Origin of the sequence: Sphingomonas sp. PP-F2F-A104-K0414, from assembly GCF_004340945.1 — a bacterium.
Lineage (GTDB): Bacteria > Pseudomonadota > Alphaproteobacteria > Sphingomonadales > Sphingomonadaceae > Sphingomonas.
Genome location: NZ_SLYD01000010.1, coordinates 25,343 through 51,218, shown reverse-complemented (window position 1 = coordinate 51,218; position 25,876 = coordinate 25,343). Strand labels below are relative to the sequence as shown.

The 25,876-nt window shown below is 64.2% G+C and carries 22 protein-coding genes; 4 read left to right on the top strand and 18 right to left on the bottom strand.

Translation table 11 applies throughout. The annotated features are described in order from the left end of the window. Positions 1 to 175 precede the first annotated feature (175 nt). The 13 genes from C8J46_RS18845 to C8J46_RS18785 form a co-directional block, all read right to left on the bottom strand. Positions 176 to 364 (bottom strand): hypothetical protein, encoded by a 189-nt coding sequence (locus C8J46_RS18845; protein ID WP_132742235.1) that lies wholly within the window; start codon positions 362 to 364, stop codon positions 176 to 178. A gap of 853 nt (positions 365 to 1,217) precedes the next feature. Continuing rightward, positions 1,218 to 1,661 carry a hypothetical protein gene (locus C8J46_RS18840; protein WP_132742234.1) on the bottom strand — a complete coding sequence of 148 codons (444 nt, stop codon included), beginning with the start codon at positions 1,659 to 1,661 and terminating at the stop codon, positions 1,218 to 1,220. A gap of 106 nt (positions 1,662 to 1,767) precedes the next feature. After that, the gene (locus tag C8J46_RS21330) at positions 1,768 to 1,971 is read right to left on the bottom strand and encodes a DUF5818 domain-containing protein (RefSeq protein ID WP_132742233.1); all 204 of its coding nucleotides are present in this window, start codon (positions 1,969 to 1,971) and stop codon (positions 1,768 to 1,770) included. Between the two features lie 1,136 nt (positions 1,972 to 3,107). Then, the gene (locus C8J46_RS18825; RefSeq protein WP_132742232.1) at positions 3,108 to 5,372 is read right to left on the bottom strand and encodes a glycosyltransferase family 4 protein; all 2,265 of its coding nucleotides are present in this window, start codon (positions 5,370 to 5,372) and stop codon (positions 3,108 to 3,110) included. Beyond that, positions 5,369 to 6,469: a zinc-binding alcohol dehydrogenase gene (locus C8J46_RS21130; RefSeq protein WP_207894233.1), complete on the bottom strand. Its 1,101-nt coding sequence runs from the start codon at positions 6,467 to 6,469 to the stop codon at positions 5,369 to 5,371. The genes C8J46_RS18825 and C8J46_RS21130 overlap by 4 nt, the downstream gene beginning before the upstream one ends. Beyond that, on the bottom strand, positions 6,462 to 8,525 hold the full coding sequence (locus tag C8J46_RS18820; protein ID WP_207894232.1) for a glycosyltransferase: 2,064 nt from the start codon (positions 8,523 to 8,525) through the stop codon (positions 6,462 to 6,464). Before C8J46_RS18820 ends, C8J46_RS21130 begins: the two co-directional genes overlap by 8 nt. Then, positions 8,522 to 10,837 (bottom strand): UDP-galactopyranose mutase, encoded by a 2,316-nt coding sequence (gene glf / locus C8J46_RS18815; protein WP_243643515.1) that lies wholly within the window; start codon positions 10,835 to 10,837, stop codon positions 8,522 to 8,524. The genes C8J46_RS18820 and glf overlap by 4 nt, the downstream gene beginning before the upstream one ends. Before the next feature lie 81 nt (positions 10,838 to 10,918). After that, entirely contained in the window at positions 10,919 to 12,067 is a 1,149-nt protein-coding gene (locus C8J46_RS18810; RefSeq protein ID WP_243643514.1) for a glycosyltransferase family 4 protein, read from the bottom strand. A 131-nt stretch (positions 12,068 to 12,198) separates the two neighbouring features. Next, a complete protein-coding gene (locus C8J46_RS18805) occupies positions 12,199 to 12,984 on the bottom strand; it encodes an SDR family NAD(P)-dependent oxidoreductase (RefSeq protein ID WP_132742231.1) in 786 nt (261 codons plus the stop codon). Positions 12,985 to 12,998: 14 nt separating this feature from the next. Continuing rightward, positions 12,999 to 14,177, bottom strand: coding sequence for a zinc-dependent alcohol dehydrogenase (locus C8J46_RS18800; RefSeq protein ID WP_132742230.1), 1,179 nt, complete (start codon positions 14,175 to 14,177; stop codon positions 12,999 to 13,001). Further along, the gene (locus C8J46_RS18795) at positions 14,177 to 14,755 is read right to left on the bottom strand and encodes an SRPBCC family protein (protein WP_132742229.1); all 579 of its coding nucleotides are present in this window, start codon (positions 14,753 to 14,755) and stop codon (positions 14,177 to 14,179) included. The genes C8J46_RS18800 and C8J46_RS18795 overlap by 1 nt, the downstream gene beginning before the upstream one ends. Positions 14,756 to 14,843: 88 nt before the next feature. After that, on the bottom strand, positions 14,844 to 15,326 hold the full coding sequence (locus C8J46_RS18790) for a DUF4142 domain-containing protein (protein ID WP_243643513.1): 483 nt from the start codon (positions 15,324 to 15,326) through the stop codon (positions 14,844 to 14,846). A gap of 333 nt (positions 15,327 to 15,659) precedes the next feature. Then, a complete protein-coding gene (locus C8J46_RS18785) occupies positions 15,660 to 16,517 on the bottom strand; it encodes an oxygenase MpaB family protein (RefSeq protein WP_132742228.1) in 858 nt (285 codons plus the stop codon). Between the two features lie 446 nt (positions 16,518 to 16,963). Here C8J46_RS18785 and C8J46_RS18780 point away from each other — a divergent pair, with 446 nt between their 5' ends. Next, positions 16,964 to 18,151, top strand: coding sequence for a glycosyltransferase (locus C8J46_RS18780; protein WP_347812388.1), 1,188 nt, complete (start codon positions 16,964 to 16,966; stop codon positions 18,149 to 18,151). Here the strand turns inward: C8J46_RS18780 and C8J46_RS18775 are convergent. Then, positions 18,099 to 18,956 carry a phosphatase PAP2 family protein gene (locus tag C8J46_RS18775; RefSeq protein WP_165886658.1) on the bottom strand — a complete coding sequence of 286 codons (858 nt, stop codon included), beginning with the start codon at positions 18,954 to 18,956 and terminating at the stop codon, positions 18,099 to 18,101. The two genes, C8J46_RS18780 and C8J46_RS18775, sit on opposite strands and share 53 nt — an antisense overlap. 309 nt (positions 18,957 to 19,265) lie before the next feature. Here C8J46_RS18775 and C8J46_RS18770 point away from each other — a divergent pair, with 309 nt between their 5' ends. Further along, complete coding sequence (locus C8J46_RS18770) at positions 19,266 to 19,793, top strand: sterol desaturase family protein (protein ID WP_132742226.1); 528 nt, start codon at positions 19,266 to 19,268, stop codon at positions 19,791 to 19,793. Positions 19,794 to 19,806: 13 nt separating this feature from the next. Here C8J46_RS18770 and C8J46_RS21445 read toward each other — a convergent pair whose 3' ends face one another. After that, a complete protein-coding gene (locus C8J46_RS21445; protein WP_279388913.1) occupies positions 19,807 to 19,941 on the bottom strand; it encodes a hypothetical protein in 135 nt (44 codons plus the stop codon). Between the two features lie 4 nt (positions 19,942 to 19,945). On the opposite strand from C8J46_RS21445, the gene C8J46_RS18765 reads away from it, so the two are divergent. Beyond that, a complete protein-coding gene (locus tag C8J46_RS18765; protein ID WP_243643511.1) occupies positions 19,946 to 20,572 on the top strand; it encodes a fatty acid desaturase in 627 nt (208 codons plus the stop codon). After that, positions 20,569 to 21,330 carry a sterol desaturase family protein gene (locus tag C8J46_RS18760; protein WP_132742225.1) on the top strand — a complete coding sequence of 254 codons (762 nt, stop codon included), beginning with the start codon at positions 20,569 to 20,571 and terminating at the stop codon, positions 21,328 to 21,330. Before C8J46_RS18765 ends, C8J46_RS18760 begins: the two co-directional genes overlap by 4 nt. A gap of 39 nt (positions 21,331 to 21,369) precedes the next feature. On the opposite strand, the gene C8J46_RS18755 is transcribed toward C8J46_RS18760, so the two are convergent. The 3 genes from C8J46_RS18755 to C8J46_RS18750 form a co-directional block, all read right to left on the bottom strand. After that, positions 21,370 to 22,245, bottom strand: a complete 876-nt coding sequence (locus C8J46_RS18755) for an SDR family oxidoreductase (RefSeq protein ID WP_132742224.1) — start codon at positions 22,243 to 22,245, stop codon at positions 21,370 to 21,372. A gap of 109 nt (positions 22,246 to 22,354) precedes the next feature. Continuing rightward, positions 22,355 to 22,492: a hypothetical protein gene (locus C8J46_RS21005; RefSeq protein ID WP_165886657.1), complete on the bottom strand. Its 138-nt coding sequence runs from the start codon at positions 22,490 to 22,492 to the stop codon at positions 22,355 to 22,357. A gap of 161 nt (positions 22,493 to 22,653) precedes the next feature. Beyond that, positions 22,654 to 25,875, bottom strand: coding sequence for a CusA/CzcA family heavy metal efflux RND transporter (locus C8J46_RS18750; RefSeq protein ID WP_132742223.1), 3,222 nt, complete (start codon positions 25,873 to 25,875; stop codon positions 22,654 to 22,656). Position 25,876: the final 1 nt, after the last annotated feature.

Sequence of the window (25,876 nt, the reverse complement as noted above, 5' to 3'; positions counted from 1 at the left end):
CAGACTCTGGCGGTAATCGCGCGCGAGATGGGACGAACGATGGATGCGGTTCGGGGAAGAGCCTCAACCCTGAGGGTAACTCTTCGCTCGTCGCAGCGACCGTGGCGGGACGGCGTGCCGCGCCGAGTAGACGTAGACTAGAAAATAGGGACGGTTGCCCGCCCCTATCCAGCTTTTAACCGTGCTTCATGCCGCCCTTGGCATTATCGCAGCAGTCCGCAGCCTTGGCTTTTGCGCTATCCTTGCAGCAGTCCGCACCGTCCTTGCAGCACGCCATGTCGGCGCAGCAATTGGCGACAGCGGCGAATGCGCCAGTCGACAGGGTGAGGGCGAAGGCAGCGCTGATGAGCTTGAACTTGGTCATGATATTCTCCGAAATTTACGTGTGATGGTGTTTGACGTCACACGGTTTGCGGAGGGGGCGTGGCCGGAGCGTATGCCATGCCCAAAAGGCCGGTCTGTGGAGCCGGCCAAGGCGATAGACGGGAGGACGGAACCAGCTCGATATGCTCGACGGTTTCGCCGGCAACAGCAACGCACGGTATGGCGCAGGCCGACGCAGGGGCCTTTTTGATGGGAGCGCCTGCTGATTTGCTGGCGCAGTCCACCATCGCGGATGCAGCCGGAGGCGCGGCCATCGCCATCGTCTCGCAGAGCGGGCCAAGCCGGACCAGCAAGATCACCGCCAGGACGAGAAACGCCATAGAATGCAATATCTTGGAGAGTGGGCGAGCCCGGCGTTTCATTGGATGCATCTAGAAGCACAATCAGTGATGCACAATGTCGTAGGTGGCGGCGGATGGCGCTAGACCGGTTTTCCCCTTCTATCTCAGTTTCTCGATCCACCATCCTTTTTGAGAATCCAGACGCACGAATTTAGCTCTGGTTCGATCAAGTTCAGAAACCCCTGATGCCACGTACAATGCCTACTGCGGTGCCGTTTGAACGGGTGCCGTATGGTCCTTCTTGGTCAAGGCTTAAGCCGGACCAACCGAGCAGCTTGACCAGATTTTTATGCGTAAACTTTTGACGTAAAACGAACCCGATTAAAGAGGTCCACTGGGGGTATACCCTAAAAGCACTGAGCCGTCAGAGGTACGGTTCGCACTGGCTAGAAGCTCGAGAAGTGGGCACGTAAACGATATCGCGTTTGAGTTCGTGCTATCGACGGCAACGTCTTCGCCAGGTTGGTCGTCGCGATGGCGCCGGCGGAATGATCATGCTGTCCGAGGCATATCCGTAATCGACGCCGTGACCACGGTGGCGCTTTGGAGGTCTGGTGCCTGCGCCGCTGCCGCCATCAGATCGACGTCCGTCAGATCGCGGCGATCGATCCACCATTTGGCGTCAGTTACCTGAAGACAAGCGGAACAGTCGGCGTCGCTGTTAGGGTTGGTTAGTGCTGCGAGCCGCTTGGTCCTAATTGTCGACGCCCAGCTGATTTGACGATCGCTGCCGGTTAACAGGGGAAGATCGAGGTGGGAGACAGCAGCGTTGCTCAACGCTGCCGCAGCGGCTTCCGCTGCTCGCTTTTCCGCAACGAAGCAGTCTCGACAGGTCGTCGTCTTCAGCCACTTGGCTTTGCGTTCCTGCTGGCTGTCGAAGCCCGTGAGGTAATGACCCTGCTCATGACCGCAGGCGTGAATAATCCGCTGTTCCATGGCTGGGATGATGGCTGTTCGTGGTTTGTGCGCAACGGCAATGAGTCAGGATGAATCGGAATTGCGGCAAGTGGCTGACGACTGAACAGGACAAATGTCTGGCTCACTAAGCTGGCCCAACGCCGTCAGCGTTTACCAGATCTGGGCCAACCAATGTGCCGATGAGCCGTACGCGTTTTTCTGCCAGATTTACGGGGGTGCGGTGCAGTTCCAGCTCGTAGCGCCCACCAACAGCGCGGCGCAGATAGAAGGCCCCGCCATCGCGGACCAGATTTCCTATCTCATTGATCCGGGTGCCAATCGCTACCATCGCTGCGTCGTCGCCTTATTATGATCGTGTAAAGTTGCGGGAAATCCTCTGCGCAACCAATGTGCCTCGGTGGGGCATAGGATTCTGCTACTCCGTTCCCGACGGGCGCTCAGAGACTGATATTCCGACGCGCCATTTCCGCGAACGCCATATCCCCGATTGGCGGGCGGGGCTCGGCTTTGAAGATGTCAGCCAAATCGAGCAGATCCTCGTTGGAAAGGTTCGCGATCGAGGTTCGATCTCGGCAAGGCACGGCACCGCGTGAACGCCGCGACCGGCGACCCGCTTCATTCTCGTCTTGAGCATGTGGCCTTCTATCATAAACGTCGTGGCGGAGGCAGGGGCATTGGCGGCCGGTTGGTTGAGGTTATTCGGCAAAGACGCCCGCTACCCACAGGCGAAAAAAGCTTCTCCAATCGAGGACCGCACCACGTTCTGGCAGCGGATCCTGAAGCGGCAAGAACGCACTGCTTTCACAGTATACGGCGTAATAAGGTGCATGCGGACTGTCCGCATTTACGGTGAAACTGGTGGATTGCAGCCCGGCCGCTTTCGGAAGGCGATGATCGTAAGCAGACGTTCGTTCAGGCTTTGGGGCATGGGCCCAACAGGCTGCTGTTAGTAGAAAGCCCCCGTCCGCTGTTAGACTTTAATCCAGCGTTCAAAGACAAATAGACGTTTGTTTACGCGTCGTTTGGCGCCTTGAACGCTCGTCCCACTGGGTTGCGAAGCGGTCGCTTTGGAGTGGGGTAAGCGAGAGAAGGCTTCCGCTTGCAAAGCAGCCGAAGCCGCTCGAGTAATACTTATTACGAGAAAGGAATTGAAAGCTGATTCGAAAGGTGGCGCGCTACTGGAATTACGATCTGCCGTCCTCAGAACATCGCAGGTGTCGATGCGACCCATCTCGACGTTCGAGTTCAAAATTCAGCTTAAGTGAAATTTCACAAAATATAGGAATTACCTCTTAATCTGGAGCATGAGCAGTTGTGCTGAGCTACCCAAGCGTCGACTTAGATAATATTGTATATCTGATACTTTCGAGAGAGCTGGCGGCAGTCCGCTACACAAGACTCGATTTTTGCTGAAAAACCTAGACATGCTGAAGGTTTGCCTTGAAGATACGAGCGTGCTTTAGTTCAGGCACTCTCTGGATTTACTAAAAGTGGCCGAGTCCGAATGACGTCTGCGAGTGCGGCATGTGGGATACGGTTGCTTACGATCGGCGAGCAGGCGAGGAGGCCGTTGGGACAGTAGCGGTCGTCGTCCCAGCCGGGGTGGTCGAGGATCGGGTAGAGGCATGTTCCCTCGACCGGCACGCCGAGTGATTGGGCGATCCTCACCTCGCGCAGGATCATGCGAAGCCACGCGGGGCGGGCGCTGCCCTCGATCCCGGTTTCGGCGATGAAGATCGGGCGGCCATAGCGCGCGTAGGCGTCGGCGAGGATCGCGTGGAGCGGGCGGCTGAGGGGGTGGTCGTAGGCTAGCGGCGGGCCGCCGTGGATCCACTGGTTGTTGTGGTAGAAATTGACGCCGACGATATCGAGCAATGGCGCGCGGCCGCCGATCTGGGGCCATGCCTTGCCCGCGATCATGTCCCAGGCCTGGTATTGCGCGAGGCGGTGGCCTTCGGCGGCGGGGGCGTCGTTCGGGCGGGCGGGGTCGGTGATGACGTTGATGACCGGGTCGGCGTGGACGAACCTTGCCGCGGGGTCGATCGCGAGGATCGCTTCCATCGCGGCGATCGAGGCGCGGGCGAGTTGGACCTTGAGTTCGTAGCCGCGGCTGTGCGCGAACGGGTTGAGATAGGCTGCGTCGCCGCCGCCCCAGGCGAAGAACGAGATCTCGTTAACCGGGGCGTAGAAGCGCGTCTCGCCTGGCGCGGCCGGGCCGATGTGGCGCGCGGCGGCGGCGGCGAAGGCCGCAAAGCGCGTGACGAAGGCGGGCGTCCAGATGTCGATGTCGTCGGGCCAGCCGTAATGGAGCAGGTCCCAGATGACTTCGGTGCCGATCGCCTTTGCGGCGTCTAGCTGGCGGTCGAGGCTGGACCAGTCGTAGCAGCCGGGTTTGCGTTCGATCAGATGCCAGCGCACGCCGTCGCGGACGGTCAGGATGCCGAGCTTGGCGAGTTCGCTGTAATCATGCGCGGCGAGGGTGTCGTGATGGCTGGCGGCGATGACGTCGACACGCTTGCGGTCGTGCGCGCGGCGGTGCGTAGAGGATTCGAAGCCGCCTTGCAGGAAGCTTCGGAAGAGTCTGGTCGGGCGGGGCAGGGGCGGCCGGTCGAACAGGACTTCGGCGAACAGGGCTTCCCAGCGGGGGACGACGGCGGCGACGGCGTACTCGCCGTCGACCTTGGCGCGGAGGGCGGTGCCGAGGCGGGTCCGGACTGTCGGGTTTTCGAGCAGATTGGTGATCGCGGCGGCGACTGCGGGTGGATCTTCATGGGGGACGAACAGGCCGCTGATCCCGTCGACGATCTGTTGTTCGGAGCCATTGTCGCGCGTTGCTATGACGGGGAGGCGTGCGGCGCCGGCTTCGGCGATGACATGCGGCATGCCTTCGCCGCGCGAGAGCCAGACGAAGATGTCGAGTGCGGCGAGCAGGTCGGGCACGTCGTCGCGGTCGCCGAGGAAGGTGAGCGCGGTGTCGAGGCCGAACGCGTGCGCGCGGTTGCGGAGGGCGACGGCGTATTCGGGGATGAAGGCGTCGGGGCCGCCGATTACCACGAAGCGCGCGCGGGGGTGGCGGGCATGGACCAGGGCGGCGGCTTCGATGAAATCCTCAACGCGCTTCTTCGGGTCGAGACGGCCTAGCCAGCCGATCAGCGGTACGTCTTCGGCTATGCCAAGTGTCGCGCGCAAGAGGGTGCGGCGCGCGGGATCGAAAGCGCGCGTGTCGACCATCGACGGGATTTCGATCGCGTGGTGTTCGCGGCCGGGCATGCGGCTGGCGGCGGCATCGCGGATCGAGGTGCAGACGCCGACATAGCGCGCGGTGAAATGCTTGGGGCCGGCGAGTGCTTCGGAGACGAGGCCGCCATGCTCGATCAACGGCGGGCGGAGGTGCATCCGTTCGAGCGCGGGATAGATGTCCGCGACATTCTGGCACGATACGACGACGTCGTACGCGGGCAGCTTGCTCGCGAGATAGGCGACGGTCTCGTCGAAGCCGAGCGCGTAGGGCGTGCGATCGACGGGGACGCCGATCGCTTCCAATTGCGCGTGCGTCTGCTCGGGCATGCCGTCTTTTCGGAAGCAGGCGACGACCTCGATCCGGTAGCGGGTCGGGTCGAGCGCCTGGGCGAGCAGACGCACCTCCGTCTCCTCGCCGCCGACGACGAGCCAGGCGAAGACGAACAGGATGCGGATCGGTCGGGCGTCGGCAGTGAGTGGAGTGCTCAATCGCCGACCTTAAAGACAATCTGGAGGAATTCGGGTCGCTCGCCGACCAGCTTTGCGATGAACTTGGGGGCGTCGTCATAGGGCACGACGTGCGTGATGAGCTGCGCCCGGATCTCGGGGCCGCGGGCGAGGAGGAGCTTCACCGTCTCGTTGGCGAGGCGGCGGCGGTCCCATTGGAAACCGAGCCCGCGGGGGACGCGGTTGATCTGCGCGCAGCGTAAGGAGAGGCCGTTGTGGTGAAACTCCTCGCCGAGGCGGAGCCGGTCGGCGCCGCCCTGGTAGAAGGCGAGGTCGATCACGGTGCCCTGCGGTCTCAGCGCGCGCATCGCGGCGTGGAGGCTGGCGGCGTCGGCGCGGGTCTGGAACACGACGTCCGCACCGCGATCGTCGCCACCGTGGAGCCAGCGTGCCTTGGCATACGCCCAGGCTTGGTCCTCGGTCATCGCGGTGATGCCGAGGCATTCGGCGCGGAGGCGGCGGAAGGGGGAGGGGTCGGCGATCACGACTTCGCCCGCGCCCGCAGCCTGCGCGAACAGGGCTGTCAGCATGCCGACGATGCCTGCGCCGATCACCAGAGCGGGACGGCCGCGGATGCCGTCGCCTAGGTTGACGACGTTGGGCCCGAGTAGTTCGGCATCCGCGTGGAGAATGCCGTTGGCGGCGATCGGACCCATCTGGCCGATATAGATGCCGAGGATCGGATCGAGCTCGGGCGGGAGCTTGGTCAGCAGGTCGTTGAACGGATCCGCGGTGTGCCCGGTCTTGTGCCCGAACACCGTGGCCACGACGTCGCCGTTGGCGAAATCGTCGACCCGGCTGTCGCTGACGCGCGCGCATTCCATGTAGCCGAGGAACGGCACCGGATAGTGCGCGCTCGGCTCGCCGGGGACGAACACGCCGCGGCCTGCGTCCCAGCGCGAGTGGAGATACGGGTTGCTGTTCTTGACGAAGGTGAGCTCGGTGCCGGCTGAGAACCCGGTGTAGAGCAGGTCGAGGCGGACCTGGCCGTCGCCGGGGGGCGCTTCGTCATAGCCGAAGAAATAGGCCTGGCTGGGACGTTCGACGCCGAGCGAGCGGACGTGGCGCCACTCAGACATGGATCACCTCGCGCTCGCGGACGTCGATCGCGCGCCCTTCGACGGCGGAGCGTTCGATCGCCAGCGCCAGGCGGAGCGTTTCGAGCGCGGCGGGGTAGGGGCAGCGGATCCGGTTCTCGCCCCCGCGCACCGCGTCGATAAAGTCGCGATCCTCCAGCACGACCGGGTCGCTGCCGGTGCCGCGGACCGGGCGGCCGCGGCCGATGTCGATCATCACGTCGCGGTCGGTGAGTTCGATCGCAAGGCCTTCGCCGAACAGGTGCAGGCCGACGCGGTGGTTCCAGTTGAGCAGGCAGGTCGACGCGAAATTGGCGATCGCGCCGCTGGCGAAGGTGAGCATCGCGGTGCTGGTGGTGGCGACGTCGAGGCCGGGGAAGGCGGCGCGGTCGACATGGCTCGACTGGCCGTAGACGCGGACGACGTCGCCGACGAGATAGCGTGCGAGATCGACGAGATGCGTGGTCTGTTCGAGCATCTGGCCGCCCGATGCGTCCTTCTTCCACCACCAGCGCGGCGGCGGCGTGGAGTCGAGCCAGTAGCCCGACAGGAGGCGGGCGGGGGTCGCCGAAAGCAGCGCCTTCACCTCGTCCACGGTGTCGAGATAGCGCCAGTGATAACCGACCGCGGTGACCAGGCCGAGCCGGTCGACTGCGGCTGCGACGTCCTCCGCGGTGCCGAGGTCGAGCGCGACGGGCTTCTCGACGAAGAACGGAAGCTTGTGCTCGATCGCCAGGCGTTCGGGTTCACCATGTGCGAAGGGCGGCACGCAGATGTAGAGCGCGTCGAGGTCGGCCGCGGCCAGCATCGCCGCGGCATCGTCGAACGCGCGGGCGCCGAAGCGGGCGGCGGCCTCGGTCGCGCGGGCCATGTCGACGTCGGCGACCGCGACGATCGCGACGTCGTCGAACTGCTCCAGCACGCCGAAATGGCGATTGGCGATGCCGCCCGCGCCGATGAACCCGATCCGTGTCCGCTCCACGCCGTCTCCCTTTGTGTTTTGGTCTTGCACGGCGGCGTAGACCGCGCGCGTGTCAGCGATCATGCGATCGGCCGAGAAGAGGTCTTGCTGGCGCTCGATCGCGGCGCTGGCCATTGTCTTGAGGCGGTCGCGGTCGGTTAGCAGCGTGACGATCGCATCGGCGAAACTGGCCGGGTCCGCGGCGGTCAGGCGACCGGTGACGCAGTCCTCGATCGCTTCGGCATTGCCGGGCGCGACGGTGGCGACGACGGGCAGGCCTGCGGCCATCGCTTCGAGCGCGACCAGCGGCAGGCCCTCGAATGCAGAGGGCAGGACGAGCAGGTCGGCGAGCGTCATCAGGTCGGCGACATCGCCGCGAGTGCCGAGCATGCGGACGGTACCGGCCAGCCCTTGGGCGGCGACGGCGCGTGCGGTCTGGGTGAGGAGAGGGCCTTCGCCGGCGAGCAGCACGATCGCGTCCGGATGCGCGGCGTGGATAGCCGGCAATGCGTCGAGCAGGAGCGCGTGGCCCTTTTGCTCCGCAAACCGCGCGACCATCAGCAGGACGGGGGCAGTGCCGACGCCCCATTCGCTGCGGAGGGCTTCGCGGGAGCGCGAGGGTTTGTGCGCGCCGACGCCGTTGTGGATTGTCGCGACGAGTGCCGGATCGACGCCTGCCGCGCGGTGGGTGTCGCCGACTGCGTCCGAGACGCAGATCAGGCGTGCGAGCGCGGCTGCGGTGTCGCGATGCTCGTCGCGTTGGGCGGGGTCGGTGAGGAGATAGGGGAGGTGCTCGGTACGGATCACGGGGACGCCGGCGGCATGCGCGGCGCGGACGGCGGCGTGGCCTTCCCAGCCGATACCGGCATGGACGTGGACGATATCGGGCGCCGCGCGGTCGAGCCAGCGTGCGAGGTTTGCATCATCGTTGAGCGCTTTCACCGCATAACCCTTGGCGGCGGCGTGTTCGAGCAGGCCCGTGCCGGGCCGCGCGGCGACGACGATCTCGTCTCCGTCCAGTCCTTCGGCGAGCGTCATCATGTGTGCGCCGACGCCGGACGGGGCGAGGCTGTCGGTCAGCAGGCAGATGCGGGTCATTCGGCGGCCATCACGGGGGTTTCGAGGACGGCGGACTTGGCGACCATGCGGCGATAGGTGGCGAGTGCTTGCCCCACGACCTGGTCCATATTGTAGTAGCGGTACGTCGCGAGGCGGCCGACGAAGGTCACGCCTTCCTCCGCATCGGCTAGCGCCTCGTAGCGTTTGAACAGCGCCTGGTTTTCGGGGCGGGGGATCGGGTAATAGGGGTCGCCCTCCGCGCTCGGAAATTCGTAGCTGATGCTGGTCTTCGCGTGGAGTTGACCGGTGAGGTGCTTGTACTCGGTGATGCGCGTCTGCGGCACGGCTTCGTCGGGATAGTTGACGACCGCGACCGGCTGGAACTGCGCGACGTCGTGCGTCTCGTGGCGGAACTGGAGGCTGCGATAGGGCAGCTTGCCGAAGCGGAAGTCGAAATACTCGTCGATCGGGCCGGTGAAGACGATGTGGTCGACGTCGATGCGGTCGATCACGTCGCGGTATTCGACGCCGAGATCAAGCGTGATGCCGGGGTGGTCGAGCATCGCCTCGAACATCCGGGTGTAGCCGTTCGCCGGCATCGCCTGGAATGTGTCGGTGAAATAGCGGTCGTCGGTCGAGGTGCGGGTCGGGACACGCGCGGTGACGGCGCGGTCGAGCTCGGACGGGTCCAGGCCCCATTGTTTCCGCGTGTAGCCGCGGAAGAACGTCTCGTAGAGATCCCGCCCGACCGCGGCGACGACGACGTCCTCGGAGGTGCGGATGTCCTCGACCGATTCCGCGCGGCTGGCGAGGAAAGCAGCGGCTTCGGCATCGTCCTCGAGCGACAGGCCGTAGAGGTCGTTGAGCGTCGTGCGGTTGATCGGCATCGGGACGAGCTTATCGTCGACACTGGCGAGCACGCGGTGTTCGTACGGGCGCCATGCGGTGAAGCGCGAGAGATAGTCGAACACGTCGGCGGAATTGGTGTGGAAGATGTGCGGGCCGTAGCGGTGGATCAGCACGCCCGCCGCGTCATGCTCGTCATACGCGTTGCCGCCGATGTGTGGGCGGCGGTCAACGACTAGGACGCGCTGGCCGCTGTCGCTGGCCAGTCGTTCGGCTAGGACCGCGCCGGCGAACCCCGCGCCGACGATCAGCGTGTCGTAGCGTTCGCGTTTCGGGGCGGGAGCGTATTTTTTCCCCCTTAAGACGCGGTCGATCTCGGTGGCCATGGCGGTTTGCGTGCGGTCCCAGGATTGCGTGGCGAGCAGGCGGTCGGCTTCGTCGCGCCATGCGCCTTCGCGGGAAAGCGCAAGGGCGGCCTCGCAGGCGGCGACGAACGCGGGCGCGTCGGACGCGATCGCTACGGCCGCGGCGTCGCCGTAATGGCGGATTACGTCGATGATCGCCGTCGAGACGACAGGCAGGCCGCCGGCGAGATATTCGGGCGTCTTGGTCGGGCTGATGAAGCGCGTCGCGGCGTTGATCGCGAACGGCATCAGCGCAACGTCCCAGCCCGAGAGATAGGCAGGGAGTTCGTCGTAGCCGCGTCCGCCGAGCCAGTGGAGGTTGGCGCGGCGTGGCAGGTGCGCGGGGTCGATCTTCACCACCGGGCCGATCATCACGAACGACCAGTCGGGTCGCTGAACGGCGACCGCGTCGAGCAACGCTAAGTCGATGCGCTCGTCGATGACGCCGAAAAAGCCGAGCTTCGGGCCGGGGATGTGGCGCTGGTCCTCTGGTTCGACATTGCCGGTGCGGGCTTGTGCAAAATGCGCGACGTCGACGGCCGAGGGGAAAGCATGGACGTCGGGGTGGCGGCCGCGCTTGGCTTCGTACAGGCTGTAGCCACCGGTGAAGACGAGGTCCGCGCGTGCTAGCAACCGCGCTTCGCGGGCGAGCAGGGCGGGGTCGGCGAAGCGGAAGGCGGACAGTTCGTCCATGCAATCGTAGACGACCGCAGCGGCGTCTAGATGCTCGGCGAACGGGAGCATCATTGGGGTGTAGAACCAGAGGATTGGCTTGGTCCGAATGCTCGTCGCGACGAGCATGCTGAACAGTTGCCGCAAGCCTGTCTCGACCTGCTCCGCGTTCCACCAATGCGGGAGGCGGGGACGCAACGCGATCACGTTGTCGGCGGGGAACGGGTGGTGTTCCAAGAACGGCAGCGGATGGTCGCAGGGGATGTGTTCTTCCCAGACGAACACGCTCTGTGCTTGCGCAAACCGCTTCATCAGATGCTGAGGGCGCTGCGTGACGAAATCCCAGCGCAGGTGCGAGAAGCAGATCAGCGGCGGCGGGGCGGCATCGTCGGAGTTCGAGGGCGTGAGAATAGGTCCGATACCGTGCACGCTCTTCCAATCCGCAAATCCGCGGTTATCCGCGTTGTCGATCGAACCTAAGCCCACACCTCAAACCTGACTATGTAAATGTCATTGCTTTGTATCATGTATTTGCTGGATAATTGCACCCAAACGCACAATGCTATGCTGCCAAGTCCAACGCTCCAATACCGCGTGGCGGGGCCGGAATTGGTCGTAGGTTTCGCGCATTGTAAGGATCGCATCGGCAAACCCAGTCGTCGAAGCGGTCATCCCAGTCTCGGGCAGTATGAACTGCAATCCACAGCGTAATTCGTCGTTGGCGAGTACGGGCAGGCCGGCGAGCATGTATTCGGTGAGGATCGCCGGCGCGCCGTCGTCGATGCCGCAAACGACTCCGAACTTCGCGCGGTTCATCAGGCGGTTGACCTCGTCTATGGGTACGCCCGGCGGTCCGACGAACTCGATCGAGAGGTTCTGGTCGCGGGCGCGGTGGCGGAGTGCGTCGGCATCCTCGCCATAGCCGAATACGCACAGCGCGCGGACGTCGCGTGGAAGTTGCGCGAGGGCGTCGAACAGGATGTCATGGCGCTTATAGGGTTGCGCGGCCGCAACGTAGATCAGGTCGACATCCTTGGGCGTGCGGAGCGGGCGGAACTGGTCGACCGCGGCGAACTCGGGACCGACCGGCAGGATCGCGGTGCGCATGCCGGGGTGGCGCGCCTCGACTTCGTCCGACTGCCACTGCGCGCCGGTCAGGACGAGATCGAAATGCTCGCTGACGTCCGGCGGTACGCGCAGCGATGGCGCGTCGATCGAGTTGTAGAGGATGATGCTGTTCGCACACAGCGTAAGCAATTCGGGCGCGACGCCCAAGCCCAGCACAACAAGGATATGCGGCGCGCCGAACGTTTCGACGAACGCGTTCATCTGCGACGAGGCGACCGGCGGATGCTTGTCGTCGATCCGGAATGCGCGACGCGCCAGAACCGCATTGTCCCTGCGGAACGGCGGCTCATCGTCGCCGCGCCAATGATGCCAGATTTCGGCCTGCTCGACGATGCCGGCGGCGATGAGCGCGAGGGGTAGCCGCTCAAGATATCCGCCCGTTACATCCGCGGGAGCAAGATCGCCGATCCATGGTTGGTTGGCCGGATCGACTGCGTGCGCGGGCAGCAGGGCGGGTGAAGGGCGGTCATGTCCGGGATGCCGGCCATCGACGAAGTCGCTGATGACGACGACCGATCGCCGAGCTGTCAACGGTGCCGCCATATATGCCCCCCCCCTTCACCAACACTCTTCCAACCCCCGCTCGCGTGACGCAATTATGAGACGATGCCCGGTCCCATGAGGCCAGGCATCGTTACGCAGTTCGATTGACGAACCGCCGATCAGTCCTTGGCGCTGCCCGGCTCAGCCATCTTCCGATGCTGTTCGGCGAGCACCGAGCCCGGGATGACGTTGGCGAGCACGCCCTGTACCTTCGTCATGAAGCCCGAGAAGACCGACGCCTTCCCGCTCATCAGCGCATCCCAGCCGTCCTTGGCGACATCGGCCGGATCCCGCTTGTTCGGATCTGTGCCCACTGACGTGTCGTTCATGTCGGCACGGTCAAAGAATTCGGTGTCGACCGGCCCCGGCATCAGCGTCGTTAGCGTGACGCCGTCCGCCTCCTTGATCTCGTTGCGCAGCGCCTCGGTGAAGCTGTCGATAAACGCCTTCGAGCCGTTGTAGACCGCCTGGAACGCACCGGGGATGTAGCCTGCGACCGACCCGGTCACGAGCACCTTGCCGTCATTACCTGCGACCATCGCCGGCATCACCTTCTGAAGAAGGTACAGCGTGCCCGTGATGTTGGTGTCGATCACGTTGCGCCAGTCGTCGACCTTCTGGTCGAGAAAGCCGTGCCCGAGGCCGTGTCCGGCATTGGCGCACAACACATCAACCTTCCGCCCATTGGTCGCGGCCAGCAGCGCATCGACGCCCTCGATCGTCGACAGGTCCGCCTCGACCGCGGCGACATCGGTGCCGAACTGCTTGAAGTCGGCGGCAGCGGACTGGATCAGCGCTTCGTTGGCGACGACGAGGATGTCGTAGCCGTCCTTCGCCGCGAGCGTGGCGAGTTCGAAACCGATGCCCGTCGAGGCCCCGGTGATGATCGCGAATTTATCGGCCATGTCGTCAGATCCCCTCAGTTGAAGCCGGGCTTGAGCACGACCTTGGTCACTTCGTTCTGGTTGTTCTTGAACATGTCGTAGCCCTTGGGCGCGTCCTCCAGGTCCATCCGGTGCGAGATCAGGAAGGTCGTGTCGATCTTGCCCTCCATGATCGCGTTGAGCAGTGCGGGCATATAGTGCTGGACGTGCGTCTGGCCGGTCTTGAGCGTCAGCCCCTTCTCCATCAGCGCACCGAGCGGGAACTTGTCGATGAACCCGCCATAGACCGCCGGCATCGATACGCGTCCGCCCTTGCGACACGCGATGATAGCCTGGCGGATCGAATGCGCACGGTCGGTACCGAGGAAGGTCGACGCCTTGATCTGGTCGAGCACGTTGTCGACGAAGAAGCCGTGTGCCTCCAGCCCGACGCTGTCGATCACCGCATCGGGACCGATCCCGCCGGTCATCACCATCAACGCCTCGTAGACCGCGCTTTCCTCGTAATTGATCGTCTCGGCGCCGAACTTCTTCGCCAATTCAAGACGATGCGGGAAATGGTCGATGGCAATGACGCGCTCGGCGCCCATCAGGAACGCCGACTGCACCGCGAACAGCCCGACCGGACCGCAGCCCCAGACCGCAACCGTATCGCCAGGCTCGATCTGCGCATTCTCCGCCGCCATCCAGCCGGTCGGCAGGATGTCCGAGAGGAACAGCACCTTCTCGTCCCCGACGCCGTCGGGAATGACGATCGGACCGACATCGCTGAATGGCACGCGGACGTACTCAGCTTGCCCGCCGGCATAGCCGCCGGTCATGTGGCTGTAGCCGAACAGGCCGGCCATCGGCTGACCGTAGAGTTCCTGCGCGATATCCTGATTGTCGGCGGGGAGGCCGTTGTCGCACGCCGAATATTGATGCTTGCCGCAGTAATAACAGCTGCCGCACGCGATCGTGAACGGGACGACGACCTTCTGGCCCTTCTTGAGCGTCGACCTGGCGCCGACCTCGACGACTTCGCCCATGAATTCGTGGCCGAGGATGTCGCCCGCCTGCATCGTCGGGATATAGCCGTCGTACAGATGCAGGTCGGAGCCGCAGATCGCGGTCGCGGTGACCTTGATGATGCAGTCGCGCGGATTGACGATTTCGGGATCGTCGACGGTATCGACGCGGACGTCGTGCTTACCGTGCCATGCCAAAGCGCGCATCAGGCGAGTTCCTCTTCATGCTGCTTGCGGTTCATCGCGGCGGTCGCGATCTCGCCGGTTTCCATCAATTGCTTGAAGCGGCGCAGGTCGCGCCGCGCCTGGATCGCGGGTTCGCGCTGAAACATCTTGGCGATCAGCTTGCCGACGATTCCGCCGGGCGGATCATAAGCAATGGTCGCGGTGACGACCGTACCCCGCGCGCCGGCATCACGAAACTCCACCCAGCCGCTGTTCGCGACATCGGCACCAGGCTCGGACGTCCAGGCGATCAATCTGTCCTGTGCCTCTTCGGTCACGACCGCGTCCCATTCGACTGTCTTGCCGGCGGGTGCCTTCACGACCCAGTGCGACCGCGTGTCGCTCAGAATGTCGATCCGTTCGACGTTCTCCATGAACGTCGGCAGATTGGCAAAGTCGCGAAAATAGGTGAACACCTCGGCAACGGGCCGGTTGATAGTGACCGCACGCGCGACGATCGCATCGTCCTTGCGCTCTGAAATAGCAGCCGCCCCGAGAGAATCGCCGCGTTTCCACGTGGTTGGCGGCGCGTCGTCGCTATGTGGGTTGGTATCGTTCATATCTGATCTCCTGTCGATGCGCGCGGCGCCAGGTCCTGGTGCAGCGATGGCCGGCGCGCAGGTGCAATCGCCGGCCATCGCGCGTCGGTCACATCGTGGACAGCTCGGTGATGTGGGTCTGCACGACCGGCGCAATCGAGGCCGCGACCGTCTTGAGCGGCGCCGCCGTTCCGGATTGTGCATAGGTCTGGTGCAGTGTCAGCGCGCGCTGATGCGCAGACTTCTGCTGTTCGACATACAACCGGTCGCGCGCAGTCCCGGTGGCTGCGCGCAAGGCCGCGACGTTCTTGGTACCCGTAGCATCAAGCTTGGGCGGCGCAGGGTGCAGGCCAGCGCGCATTGCAGCGGCCTTCACATCCGCGGTCGACTTGGTGTGATCGGTGACCATCATCGATGCGAACGACCGCAGCTTGGCGTTCTTGGTCGACGTGAGCAGCAAACGGCTGGACTGGATTTCATACTGATCGCCGGCACCCGCCTTCATTACATAGGTCGAGGCGGCGGGGGCCTGCGCGACGGCCGCGACGGTGGGCAGTGCGATCATGGCTGCGAGCGTAAGAAGCTTTGTCATGACATTCTCCTGGGGGCTGCGGCGCGTTCAACCCACCGCTACAAACCGAACCGGCACGGATGGGCAATGTTCCAGCGATCCTGGCCATCTCAATCTGGATCAATGAGTTTGCTATCTCGGCCGACATACTGCGCGAATATCGTGATCTGGTAGCTCGGTCAGGATTGGGAGGGGCAGGTCGGCCGCCGTAATTCCGCCAGGCCATTGCAATACTTCGATGCGCGGCTCGCGATAATCCGGCTCGCCCAGACCTTGCCCTTCGCCCGCGGGCCAATGACCCCAACCGCACGACCGCCATGCGCTTTAGAAGCGTCCACATCCGGGTATTCGGATTCAAGTCCCGTTGAAGGCCCAGCGCAACGTTTTCGCCATTTGTCGTGCACCGGACCGGACGACCGGTTTCATAAATATCGGCGAAGCCTTCAGACAATGCATCCGACGTGCCCAGTTCGGGAGAAGGTCCACCGCCGCCTGCGCGACGATCCGTTGCAGCGGTATCGCCAGAGGGTTGCTCGGTGTCTGAGCAAGGACCAACTGCGCCACCTCGCGCGTGCGACCGTCTGCGACCAGCACCGGCTGCATGGTGCGAAGCGCCTGATGTGTGCTTGCACGGTTCCGCGGGAGAGCGTCGGCACCCAGTGCGGCGCCTATGGTGGCAAACTGGGCATAATAAAGATCCTCCTGCGCGGGTGTGAGGGGACGATCCCCATAGTGTTGCCAGGCAGCCAGGAAGGACCACGCCTCGGATATGTGGACCCACGCCAGTAAGTTTGGGTCGTCGGCCCGGTAGGACGTACCGTCAGGAAGCGTGCCGCCGATGTGCGCGTGCACCGCGCGGACTCGCGCTATCGCTGCCTCGGCCTCGGTCCGCTCACCATAGGTGGTCGCAGCGATGAACCGGGCAGTGCGCCGCAGCCGGCCGAGCATGTCGGTTCGGAAGTTCGAATGGTCCCAGACGCCTGCCAGAACTGCAGGATGCAGCATCTGAAGCAGCAGCGCGGTGACGCCGCCTACCATCATGCTGACAACATCGCCATGCACGCGCCAGATCATCGAGTCGGTCGGAAACAGCGCATCGTCGCTGCGCGTCACCGGCTCCTCGCCGCGTGCCCGATCATTAAACAGGGTCCGTACCTGCCTTACGATGCTACTCTTGGTCTGGTCTCGGATCGATAGCGGGTTGGCGTTCATGCGGTTACGAACGCCCGAGCCCGTATTTTAGCAACGGCCGATAGTTCATCGGTGTGCTCGGGTGATTCACCGCGTATCGCTAACGGAAGCGAAGCTATATCGATCGTTTTGGTGCTTCGGACCGATCCTTAACCAGCTCGGGGCCCGTTACACGCTTGGAAGTCAAGGCGCCGGTCGGCTTCGCTCGCATCAAACCTCCATGTTAGAATTCGCCGGTCGCGGTCATTGGTGAGGCGGTACTATCTCCGAATTATTGCGCTATCGCTCTTCCCTCGCATGCTGATAGTAACCGATCGAATACGACGGCGACGGAAAGCTCCACGGCATTGACGGTCAAAAGGCGGCATATTGCCATCATCGCGCCGCCAACGGCGGGCCACATCAATCCGCTAGCAGCATTGGGAACGTCGCTTGTTGAAGCGGGGCATAGAGTCACGATAATCCACTTGGCCGAGGTCGCGTCGCTCGTGCCCGACTGTGGCGTTGGCTTTGCTGCGCTCGATCACCCCGCCGACGGCCAGGGCTTGCTGGCGGAGTATTACCGCAAGCTGGCGCAGCCATCGGGGCCTGTCGGACTACCGCGGATGATCCGCGGCACCGCATCGATGACGGAACTGCTTCTGAGGGCTCTCCCGACGGCGCTGTCGAGGCTGGGGGTCGATGCGATCGTCGCCGACTCTGTCGAGCCAGCCGGAGCATTGGTGGCACGACATCTCCGACTGCCGTTCGTAACCGCCGTTACCGGATTGCCCTTGCTCAGGGAGCCGACGGTACCGCCACCCTTTCTCGGGTGGGCGTATCGTCCCGATGCGGTGGGGCGGAATCGCAACAGTGGCGGGTATGCAGTCAGCGACCTGTTGATGCGGCCGATCACGACGATGGTGGCGACGTATGCACGGCGTTGGGGGCTCGATCCCGACCCCCGATATCAATGGTCCGAACGATTGCAGATCGCGCAATGCCCCGAAGGCCTGGACTTTCCGCGCTTGGCCTTGCCGGAGAACTTTCGATACGGCGGGCCTTGGCGACGAGACGAGCCCGAGGAAAACCTGCCGGACGACGACGGTCGACCGCTCATATTCTGTTCGCTGGGGTCGTTGCAGGGTGCGCGCCGATCGCTGTTCGCGGCGATGACGGCGGCCTGTTCCGCGGTGGGTGCCCGTGCCGTGGTGGCGCATGGCGGCGGGCTGAGCGACCGCGAAGCCCATTCGCTACCGGGAAACCCGTTGGTGAGGGCATTCTGGTCGCAGACCCGCATCCTGCCCCTATGTTCTGCCGCGATCCTGCATGGCGGGTTCAATACGGTGCTGGACGCGCTGGCGGCCGGTGTTCCGATCGTTGCCGTGCCGCTGGCATTCGAACAACCGGCGACGGCGGCGCGTCTGAAGCGGATCGGGGCTGCCCGCGTCGTCTCGGCTGCCGAGGCGGGCAAGGGAGGTCTCGAACCGGCGTTGCGGCTGGTGTTGCGCGATCCGGAATACCGTCGTGCGGCACGCAGCATGGCGACGGATATGGCGGCGGCAGGCGGCGCAGCCGAGGCGGCGGCGATGGTCGACGCGGCGCTCGGCCGTGAGACCGACGTCAGGCCGGCAGGGCTGACTCCACCCGATGGAACAACTGCCTTTGCCGCGTGAGGTGGCGGGCTGCAAGGAGGGCAGGCGGTGCGAGGACAAGCCCCATGATGACGTCCACCCCATAGTGACCGCCGAAGACCGGCGTCGCGACGATCGTCAGTATGGCCCATGCCCGGCCCGGTAGGGCAACCCGCGGCATCGCGCCGAATGCCCAGATGAAGATGGCGGCGAGCGTCGCGTGGAAACTGGGAAAGCTGACGATTCCCATGAGCATGGTGAGGTCGAGCACGCGTCGGGATCCGTCGCGAAGCCCGGATATCAGCCCCTGTTCCAGCCAGGCTATCGATGGCCAGAGATGCGCGTAGCGGGATGGGTCGAACAGGTTGCCCATTGCCGGGGTAAGGCCTGAGATCAATATGGTGACGAAACCGGACAGGATCGCCGCACAGACCATTATCCTCAGCGTGTCGAATTTCCCCATGCCGCTCAACGCGACGATGACGACGATCATCTGCAAGGTGAGGCTGTGATACGCCAATCCGAGTAGCCAGATCACGGGAGTGCATGTGTCCAGCAAGGCAAGCACAACCGGCCAGTCGAAGCCGATTGCACGGTCGGCGGCGGCGAGCCGCGCGTCCCACAATTGTCCGGCATTCGCCGCTAACGCATACGCCAGCACGACGCCGAGCAGCGTAAACAGCGTCACCTGAAGAAACGCGGTCGCGCCGGCCGCAAGCCGGGGTCGCGCGGTGTACCTGCCGATCACCAGCGCGCTGCCGAGTGCCACCAGCGACGCTATCGCGGGGGCCGCGCGGATTGGATCCACCGTGAAGCGGTGATGATATTGGGCCGCGAGAAAACTCATCAGCATGGCTGCGATCAACAGCCAGGAGGGAGTGTCCCGGTGGTCGGCGCGTAAGACTCGGGCGATCATCGCGGTCGAACGCGGCTCGTCACCCTCCAGTGCCAGGGTGATGGGATTTTACCGGCACGTCTCGTCGCGAAGGCCCATGACATCGTTCTGCAAACGGCGACGACCAAAGGCCGGCCGCAGCCGTCACCAACCCGAGATTTTGTGGCGGGGCGCCCTCGCATCGAACGCCGGTAACCGTTATGTAGGCATCATGTTGAATTCGTTGCACCCGGCCATCGTCATTTCGTGCGATCGAGCACAGTGACCTGGTTCGAGAAACTCGCGATCGTCGTCTTCATGGTGTTGTTCATGGAGTGCTTCGCGTGGGCGGCGCATCGCTATGTCATGCACGGCTGGGGCTGGGGCTGGCACAAGTCGCATCACGAAGATCATGACGGCTGGTTCGAAAAGAACGACCTCTACGCAATCGTCTTCGCGATCGTGCCGATCGTGTTGTTCGTCGTCGGGCTCTGGTGGCAACCGCTGTGGTGGGCAGCGCTTGGCATCACGGTGTACGGCGGCATCTATGCCTTCGTGCACGACATGCTCGTGCATCAGCGCGGCGGCTTTCGCTGGGTGCCCAAGCAGGGGTATTTCAAGCGCCTGTTGCAAGCGCACCGCCTGCACCACGCGGTCGAGGGCAAGGACGGTACCGTCAGCCACGGCTTCCTGTTCGCGCGCAAGCCGTCGGTGCTGAAGGCGCAATTGCGCGCGAACGCCGATCCGCAGCGGCGTGCGGTACGTCCCGACAAAGCCGGAAACCTCGTCTCGGCAGACGCGAAGAAGTGAGCGGGACGGTTCGTCAATCGGAGGCCCTGAGGCACCAGACGCGTGTCGGCGTGTCGCTGTCCGCCGCGATCGTCGTGGCTTGGCTGGCGATCCACGTAACCGGCATCTTCTTCTGGCGGTGGAGCGCGGATACAATTCCCTTGGCCATCGGGATGGTCATCGTACAGACTTGGCTGAGTACCGGACTGTTCATCGTCGCGCATGATTCAATGCACGGTGCGCTGGCACCCGATCGACCACGACTGAACCGCGCGATCGGCGCGACCTGCCTGTCGCTCTATGCCTGCCTGTCCTATGCATCACTGTTGCCGCAGCATCATCTGCATCACAAGGAAACGGGAAGGGCGGGGGATCCCGATTTTCACGGTGGCGATCCAAGTCTCGGCGGCTGGTTCCTGCAGTTCTTCAAGACCTATTATTCGCACGGGCAGATCATCCGGATCACCGTGGTCGCGCTGATCTATACGCTGCTGCTCGGGGCACCGCTCGGCAACATTGTCATCTTCTGGGCTCTGCCGGCGCTTGGTGCGGTGGCACAGTTGTTCGTCTTTGGGACGTGGTTGCCGCACCGGGAACGCGAGACTCCCTTTGCCGATTCACACCGCGCGCACAGCCTCGATGTAGGCCCGGTCTTGTCGCTGCTGACCTGCTTCCACTTCGGCGGGTATCATCACGAGCATCATCTCTCGCCGGGAACGCCGTGGTGGGGGCTTCCGTCGCGTCGCCGTGTGCTTGCCGGGCGAGCCGCCGATCGCAGAGTCGTCGAGGATCACGCATGACGTTCGCCATCATCCTTTCCGCGATCGCGATGACCGTCATCGTCGGCGTTCGCTATCTCCTCGTATCAGGCGCGTTCGCGTGGATAACGGTCCGCAAGCATCCGGGGCTGTACCTCGGGCTGGACCCGCAGGTCCGCCGCGAAATCATCTGGAGCCTGGCGTCCGCAGCGCTTTACGGGATCCCGGCTGGCGTGGTCGCGTGGGGATGGCAGCATCATGGCTGGACGCAGGTGTACGCCGACATCCACGCCTATCCGCTCTGGTACCTGCCGGTCTCGGTCTTCCTGTATCTGCTGCTGCACGATGCCTGGTTCTACTGGACGCACCGCTGGATGCATCGTCCCAAACCGTTCAAGCTGGCGCACGCGCTGCATCATGCCAGCCGCCCGCCGACGGCCTGGGCCGCGATGGCGTTTCACCCGATAGAGGCGCTGACCGGCGCGGTGGTCATTCCGTTGCTGGTGTTCTTCGTTCCGATCCATATCGCCGGCCTCGGTATCGTGCTCACGATCATGACGGTGATGGGGGTCACGAACCACATGGGATGGGAGATCTTCCCGCGTTTCATGTGGTCGGGCCCGCTGGGAGGATGGCTGATCACGGCCAGCCATCATCAGCGGCACCACGAACTCTACGGCTGCAACTACGGCCTGTATTTCCGCCATTGGGACAGGCTGTGCCACACCGACCGCGGTGTCGGCGATTTCACGAAAGAGCATGCGCGCGCGGCGCGTCGCGTCGAAGTGGCGAACTCCTAGCCGTATCGACGGACGGGCGCCGGGGCGCCCGTCCGTTCGTCAGTTGATCGGCACGCCACCGGTGACTGCAATCACCGCGCCGGTCATGTAGCTTCCCTCCGACGACGCCAGCAAGACATAGGCCGGCGCGAGCTCGGCAGGCTGACCCGCGCGTCCCAGAGGCGTATCCTGTCCAAGCTTCTCCAGTTCCTCCGGCGATTTCGCGATCGGCTGAATCGGCGTCCAGATCGGGCCGGGCGCCACCGCGTTGACCCGGATGCCCTTGCCCACGAGCAGGTTGGACAGCCCGACGGTCAGGCTGGATATCGCACCCTTGGTGGCGGCGTAGACGATCATGCTCTTGGTCGCGACCTTGGCCTGCTCGCTCGTGGTGTTCACGATCGCCGACCCCGGCTTCATGTGCGGTGCCGCAGCCTTGGCGAGACGGATCATCGCGAACACATTGGCGGAAAACGCGCCCTGCATCTCGTCATCGTCGATGCTGTCCAGATCCTCGTTCATCGTCTGGGCGGCGGCGTTGTTGACCAGTATATCGATCCCGCCAAGGTCACTGACTGTGCGCTCCACCAGCGTGACGCAGTGATCGCGGTCGCGAATGTCGCCCGGCAGCAATACGCATCGCCGTCCTGCCTTTTCGACCCAGGCGCGTGTATCTTCGGCATCCTCTTGCTCGACGGCGAGGTACGAGATTGCGATGTCCGCGCCTTCACGCGCGTAAGCGATGGCGATGGCCTTGCCGATGCCGGAATCACCACCGGTGATCAGCGCGACCTTCCCTCGCAGCAAGCCCTTGCCGACATAGCTTTCTTCGCCGTGGTCGGGTTTGGTCGTCATGTTGGCGACAAGCCCGGGGCGCGGCTGCTGCGGTTCGCCGGGAAAGCTGGTCGGGTGGCTGGTGCGCGGATCATCGGTCATGGAAAGCGTCCTGCTATTCGGGTCGCTGGAGGAACGGTCATCCGATCGTTAAGTGCCGCCGCCATAAAAGTCCGGTGACGATGACGATCCATCGTCGAGGCCGATGCAATCAGCGGATCTCGGCACGGCGAGTGGGGGCGTGAAAATCCGCAGTCTTGTCGGCAATCCAGCGCAGGAAGCGACTGATATCCGGACGTGCTTTCAAGACATCGAGATCCGCAAACGTCGTCGCAAGGTCCTGGTTCAAATCGGCATATCCCTAAACACCCTTGGCTCTGAAAAAAATATGATGTGACTAGGGCTTGAAGAGCTGATTTCGGCTTTGCAGCAAAGATGAACAGATGGCCGAAGTTGGGGGAACGGAAAACGGGTTGTGAATGTCCGAGTATGCGTCGTCGTGGTCTTCGCTTAACTAGGTTGTCCCCGATCGCGCACGTCGCCGAAGATCATATTCTCCGAGCCCCTCCATCCGCCGAACCGAGCGTAGAGTGTCGGCAGGACGAAGAGCGTCAGCAGTGTCGCCGAGATCAGGCCGCCGATGACGACGGTCGCCAGCGGCTTCTGCACCTCGGCGCCGGCGCCGTGACCGAGCGCCATCGGCACGAAGCCTAGGCTGGCGACGAACGCGGTCATCGCGACGGGGCGCAATCGGGCGAGCGCGCCGTCGTGCGCGGCCCGGACCCGGTCCATGCCGCGGGCCATCAGGTCGTGGATCGACGACACCATGACCAGACCGTTGAGCACGGCGATCCCCGACAGCGCGATGAAGCCGACCGCGGCCGACACCGAGAACGGCATGCCGCGCAGCACGAGCGCGAGCACGCCGCCAACCAGCGCGAGCGGTACGCCTGTAAAGACAATCACCGCATCGCGGACCGAGCCGAGCGCGCCGTACAGCAGCAGCATGATGACCGCGAAGCAGACCGGCACGACGAGGAGCAGCCGATCGCGTGCGGACGCGAGGTTCTCGAACTGGCCACCCCATTCGACATAGGTTCCCGGCGGCATCTTCACCTGCGCATCGATCGCGGTGCGCGCATCGGCGACGACGCTGGCGACGTCGCGGTCGCGCACGTTGGCCTGGACGACCACGCGGCGCTTGCCGTTCTCGCGGCTGATCTGGTTGGGGCCGTCGACGACCGCAATGTCGGCGACCGTCGATAGCGGCACGAAACCGCCGGCGGACGTCGGCACGGGCACCTGCGCCACTTGGGTCAGGTCGGAGCGCGACGCTTCGGACAGGCGGATCACGACGGGGAAGCGGCGGTCGCCCTCGAAGATCAGGCCGGCTTCGCGCCCGCCGATCGCGGCTGCCACCGTGTCCTGCACGTCGCCCGCCGTGACGCCGATCCGCGACATCGCCATGCGGTTCGGACGTATGTCGAGCATCGGCAGCCCCTCGGTCTGTTCGACGCGAACGTCGACGGCGCCCTTAGTCTTGCGCAGGACGGCGGCGATACGGTCGGCGGCGGCGTTCATGCCACCGAAGTCGTCGCCGAACACTTTGACCGCGATGTCGCCGCGCACGCCGGCGATCAGCTCGTTGAAGCGCATCTGGATCGGCTGGGTGATTTCGTACGCGTTGCCGGGCAGCGTCGAGAGCCGGTTTTCGATCCGTTCGACCAGCGCTTCCTTGGCGAGGCTCGGGTCGGGCCATTCGGCTCTGGGTTTCAGGATCACGAAGGTGTCGGTGGCGTTCGGCGGCATCGGATCGCTCGCGATCTCGGACGTGCCGGTGCGCGAGAAGGCGAAGCGGACCTCGGGCTGGCGCGCGAGCATCTTCTCGACCTGGAACTGCATCGCCTGACTCTGGTCGACCGAGGTGCCGGGGATGCGCACCGTCTGGACGAGGATGTTGCCCTCGTCGAGCTGCGGCAGGAACTCCTGGCCGAGCGTGGTGAAGGCGACGCCTGCGATCGCGAGCGCGCCGACCGCGATTCCGAGCGTCATGCTCGGTCGGCCCATCGCCTTGCCGAGCCCTGGCTCGTAGCGGCGACGCAGCCAGCCGATTATCCGGCTCTCCGTCTCGTCGACCGGCCTGCTCAGCGCTATCGCGATCGCGGCCGGCACGAACGTCATCGACAGGACGAAGGCGAAGACCAGCGCGATGATGACGGTCAGCGCCATCGGTTCGAACATCTTGCCCTCGACGCCGGTGAAGGTCAGCAGCGGGGCGTAGACGAGGATGATGATCGCCTGACCATAGACCGACGGTCGGATCATCTCGCGCGCCGATGCGGCGACCAGATCCAGCCTCTCTCGAAGCGGCAGCGGTCCGTCCCTGCCATGCTGCGCCTCGCCCAGACGACGCAACGCGTTCTCGACGATGATGACGGCCCCGTCGACGATGAGCCCGAAGTCGAGCGCACCCAGACTCATCAGGTTCGCGGACACGCCTGCCTTCAGCATGCCGATGCTGGTCAGCAGCATTGTGACAGGGATCACCAGTGCCGCGATAAGTGCGGCGCGGAAGTTGCCGAGCAGCACGAACAGCACGACAATGACCAGTACGGCTCCTTCAGCGAGGTTGCGGGCGACGGTCGCGATGGTCGAATTGACTAGTTCGGTGCGGTTGAGCACCGGCTTCACCACGACGTCGACGGGCAGGGCGCGGCCGATCTCCTCCAGCCGCATGCCCACGCCCGTCGACACGGTGCGGCTGTTCTCCCCGATCCGCATGACCGCGGTGCCGACGACGACCTCGTGGCCGTTTTCCGATGCCGACCCCATGCGCAGCGCCTGGCCGGTACGGACCGTGGCGATCTGGCTGAGCAGGATCGGCACGCTTTCGCGCGTCGCGACGACGGTGCGCGCGAGTTCGTCGGCGTTGCGAACGCGGCCATCGGCACGAACCGCGAGACCTTCGCCGTTGCGATCGACGATGCCCGCGCCGGCGCTCGTGTTGTTGCGCTCGAGCGCGGCGGCGAGGTCGTTCAGCGTGATCTTCATCGCCGCCATCCGCTGGATGTCGGGGACGACGAGATATTGCTTGGTGTAGCCGCCGAGGCTGTCGACGCCGGCTAGACCCGCACTGCTCTTCAGCTGCGGCGTGACGATCCAGTCCTGTACGGTGCGCAGATAGGTCGCCTTGTCGGGTTCGCTGACGAGATGGTCGCCCTCGGGCGTGATGTAGCTGCCGTCCTTCTGCAGGCCGGGCTCGCCGTTGCGGTGGTTGACTTGGTCGAGCTCGCGATATTCGACCGTCCACATGAAGATGTCGCCAAGGCCGGTGGCGATCGGCCCCATCTCGGGCGTCACGCCGTCGGGCAGGTCGGCCTCGGCGGTCCGCAGCCTTTCGGCCACCTGCGATCGCGCGAAGTAGATGTCGGTCTTCTCGTCGAAGACGGCGGTGACCTGCGCGAAGCCGTTGCGGCTGAGCGAGCGGCTGTATTCGAGACCGGGAATGCCGGCCAGCGCGGTCTCGACGGTGAAGGCGACCTGCTTCTCGATCTGGTCGGGTGAGAGCGCAGGCGCGACGACGTTGATCTGCACCTGGTTGTTGGTGATGTCGGGGACGGCGTCGATCGGGAGCCGCTGGATCGCGAAGACCCCGGCGAGTGCCGCCGCGAGCGTCAGCAGCAGGACGAGCCAGCGCTTCTCGACGGCAAAGGTTACGATGCGGGAAAGCATG

Coding starts and splice junctions, on each gene's coding strand:
- C8J46_RS18845 (WP_132742235.1), bottom strand. CDS start 364: ATGACCAAGTTCAAGCTCATCAGCGCTGCCTTCGCCCTCACCCTGTCG.
- C8J46_RS18840 (WP_132742234.1), bottom strand. CDS start 1,661: ATGGAACAGCGGATTATTCACGCCTGCGGTCATGAGCAGGGTCATTAC.
- C8J46_RS21330 (WP_132742233.1), bottom strand. CDS start 1,971: ATGGTAGCGATTGGCACCCGGATCAATGAGATAGGAAATCTGGTCCGC.
- C8J46_RS21130 (WP_207894233.1), bottom strand. CDS start 6,469: ATGTCTGAGTGGCGCCACGTCCGCTCGCTCGGCGTCGAACGTCCCAGC.
- C8J46_RS18820 (WP_207894232.1), bottom strand. CDS start 8,525: ATGACCCGCATCTGCCTGCTGACCGACAGCCTCGCCCCGTCCGGCGTC.
- C8J46_RS18805 (WP_132742231.1), bottom strand. CDS start 12,984: ATGGCCGATAAATTCGCGATCATCACCGGGGCCTCGACGGGCATCGGT.
- C8J46_RS18800 (WP_132742230.1), bottom strand. CDS start 14,177: ATGCGCGCTTTGGCATGGCACGGTAAGCACGACGTCCGCGTCGATACC.
- C8J46_RS18795 (WP_132742229.1), bottom strand. CDS start 14,755: ATGAACGATACCAACCCACATAGCGACGACGCGCCGCCAACCACGTGG.
- C8J46_RS18790 (WP_243643513.1), bottom strand. CDS start 15,326: ATGACAAAGCTTCTTACGCTCGCAGCCATGATCGCACTGCCCACCGTC.
- C8J46_RS18785 (WP_132742228.1), bottom strand. CDS start 16,517: ATGAACGCCAACCCGCTATCGATCCGAGACCAGACCAAGAGTAGCATC.
- C8J46_RS18775 (WP_165886658.1), bottom strand. CDS start 18,956: ATGAGTTTTCTCGCGGCCCAATATCATCACCGCTTCACGGTGGATCCA.
- C8J46_RS21445 (WP_279388913.1), bottom strand. CDS start 19,941: ATGGCCAAGGGAATTGTATCCGCGCTCCACCGCCAGAAGAAGATGCCG.
- C8J46_RS18765 (WP_243643511.1), top strand. CDS start 19,946: ATGGTCATCGTACAGACTTGGCTGAGTACCGGACTGTTCATCGTCGCG.
- C8J46_RS18760 (WP_132742225.1), top strand. CDS start 20,569: ATGACGTTCGCCATCATCCTTTCCGCGATCGCGATGACCGTCATCGTC.
- C8J46_RS18755 (WP_132742224.1), bottom strand. CDS start 22,245: ATGACCGATGATCCGCGCACCAGCCACCCGACCAGCTTTCCCGGCGAA.
- C8J46_RS18750 (WP_132742223.1), bottom strand. CDS start 25,875: ATGCTTTCCCGCATCGTAACCTTTGCCGTCGAGAAGCGCTGGCTCGTC.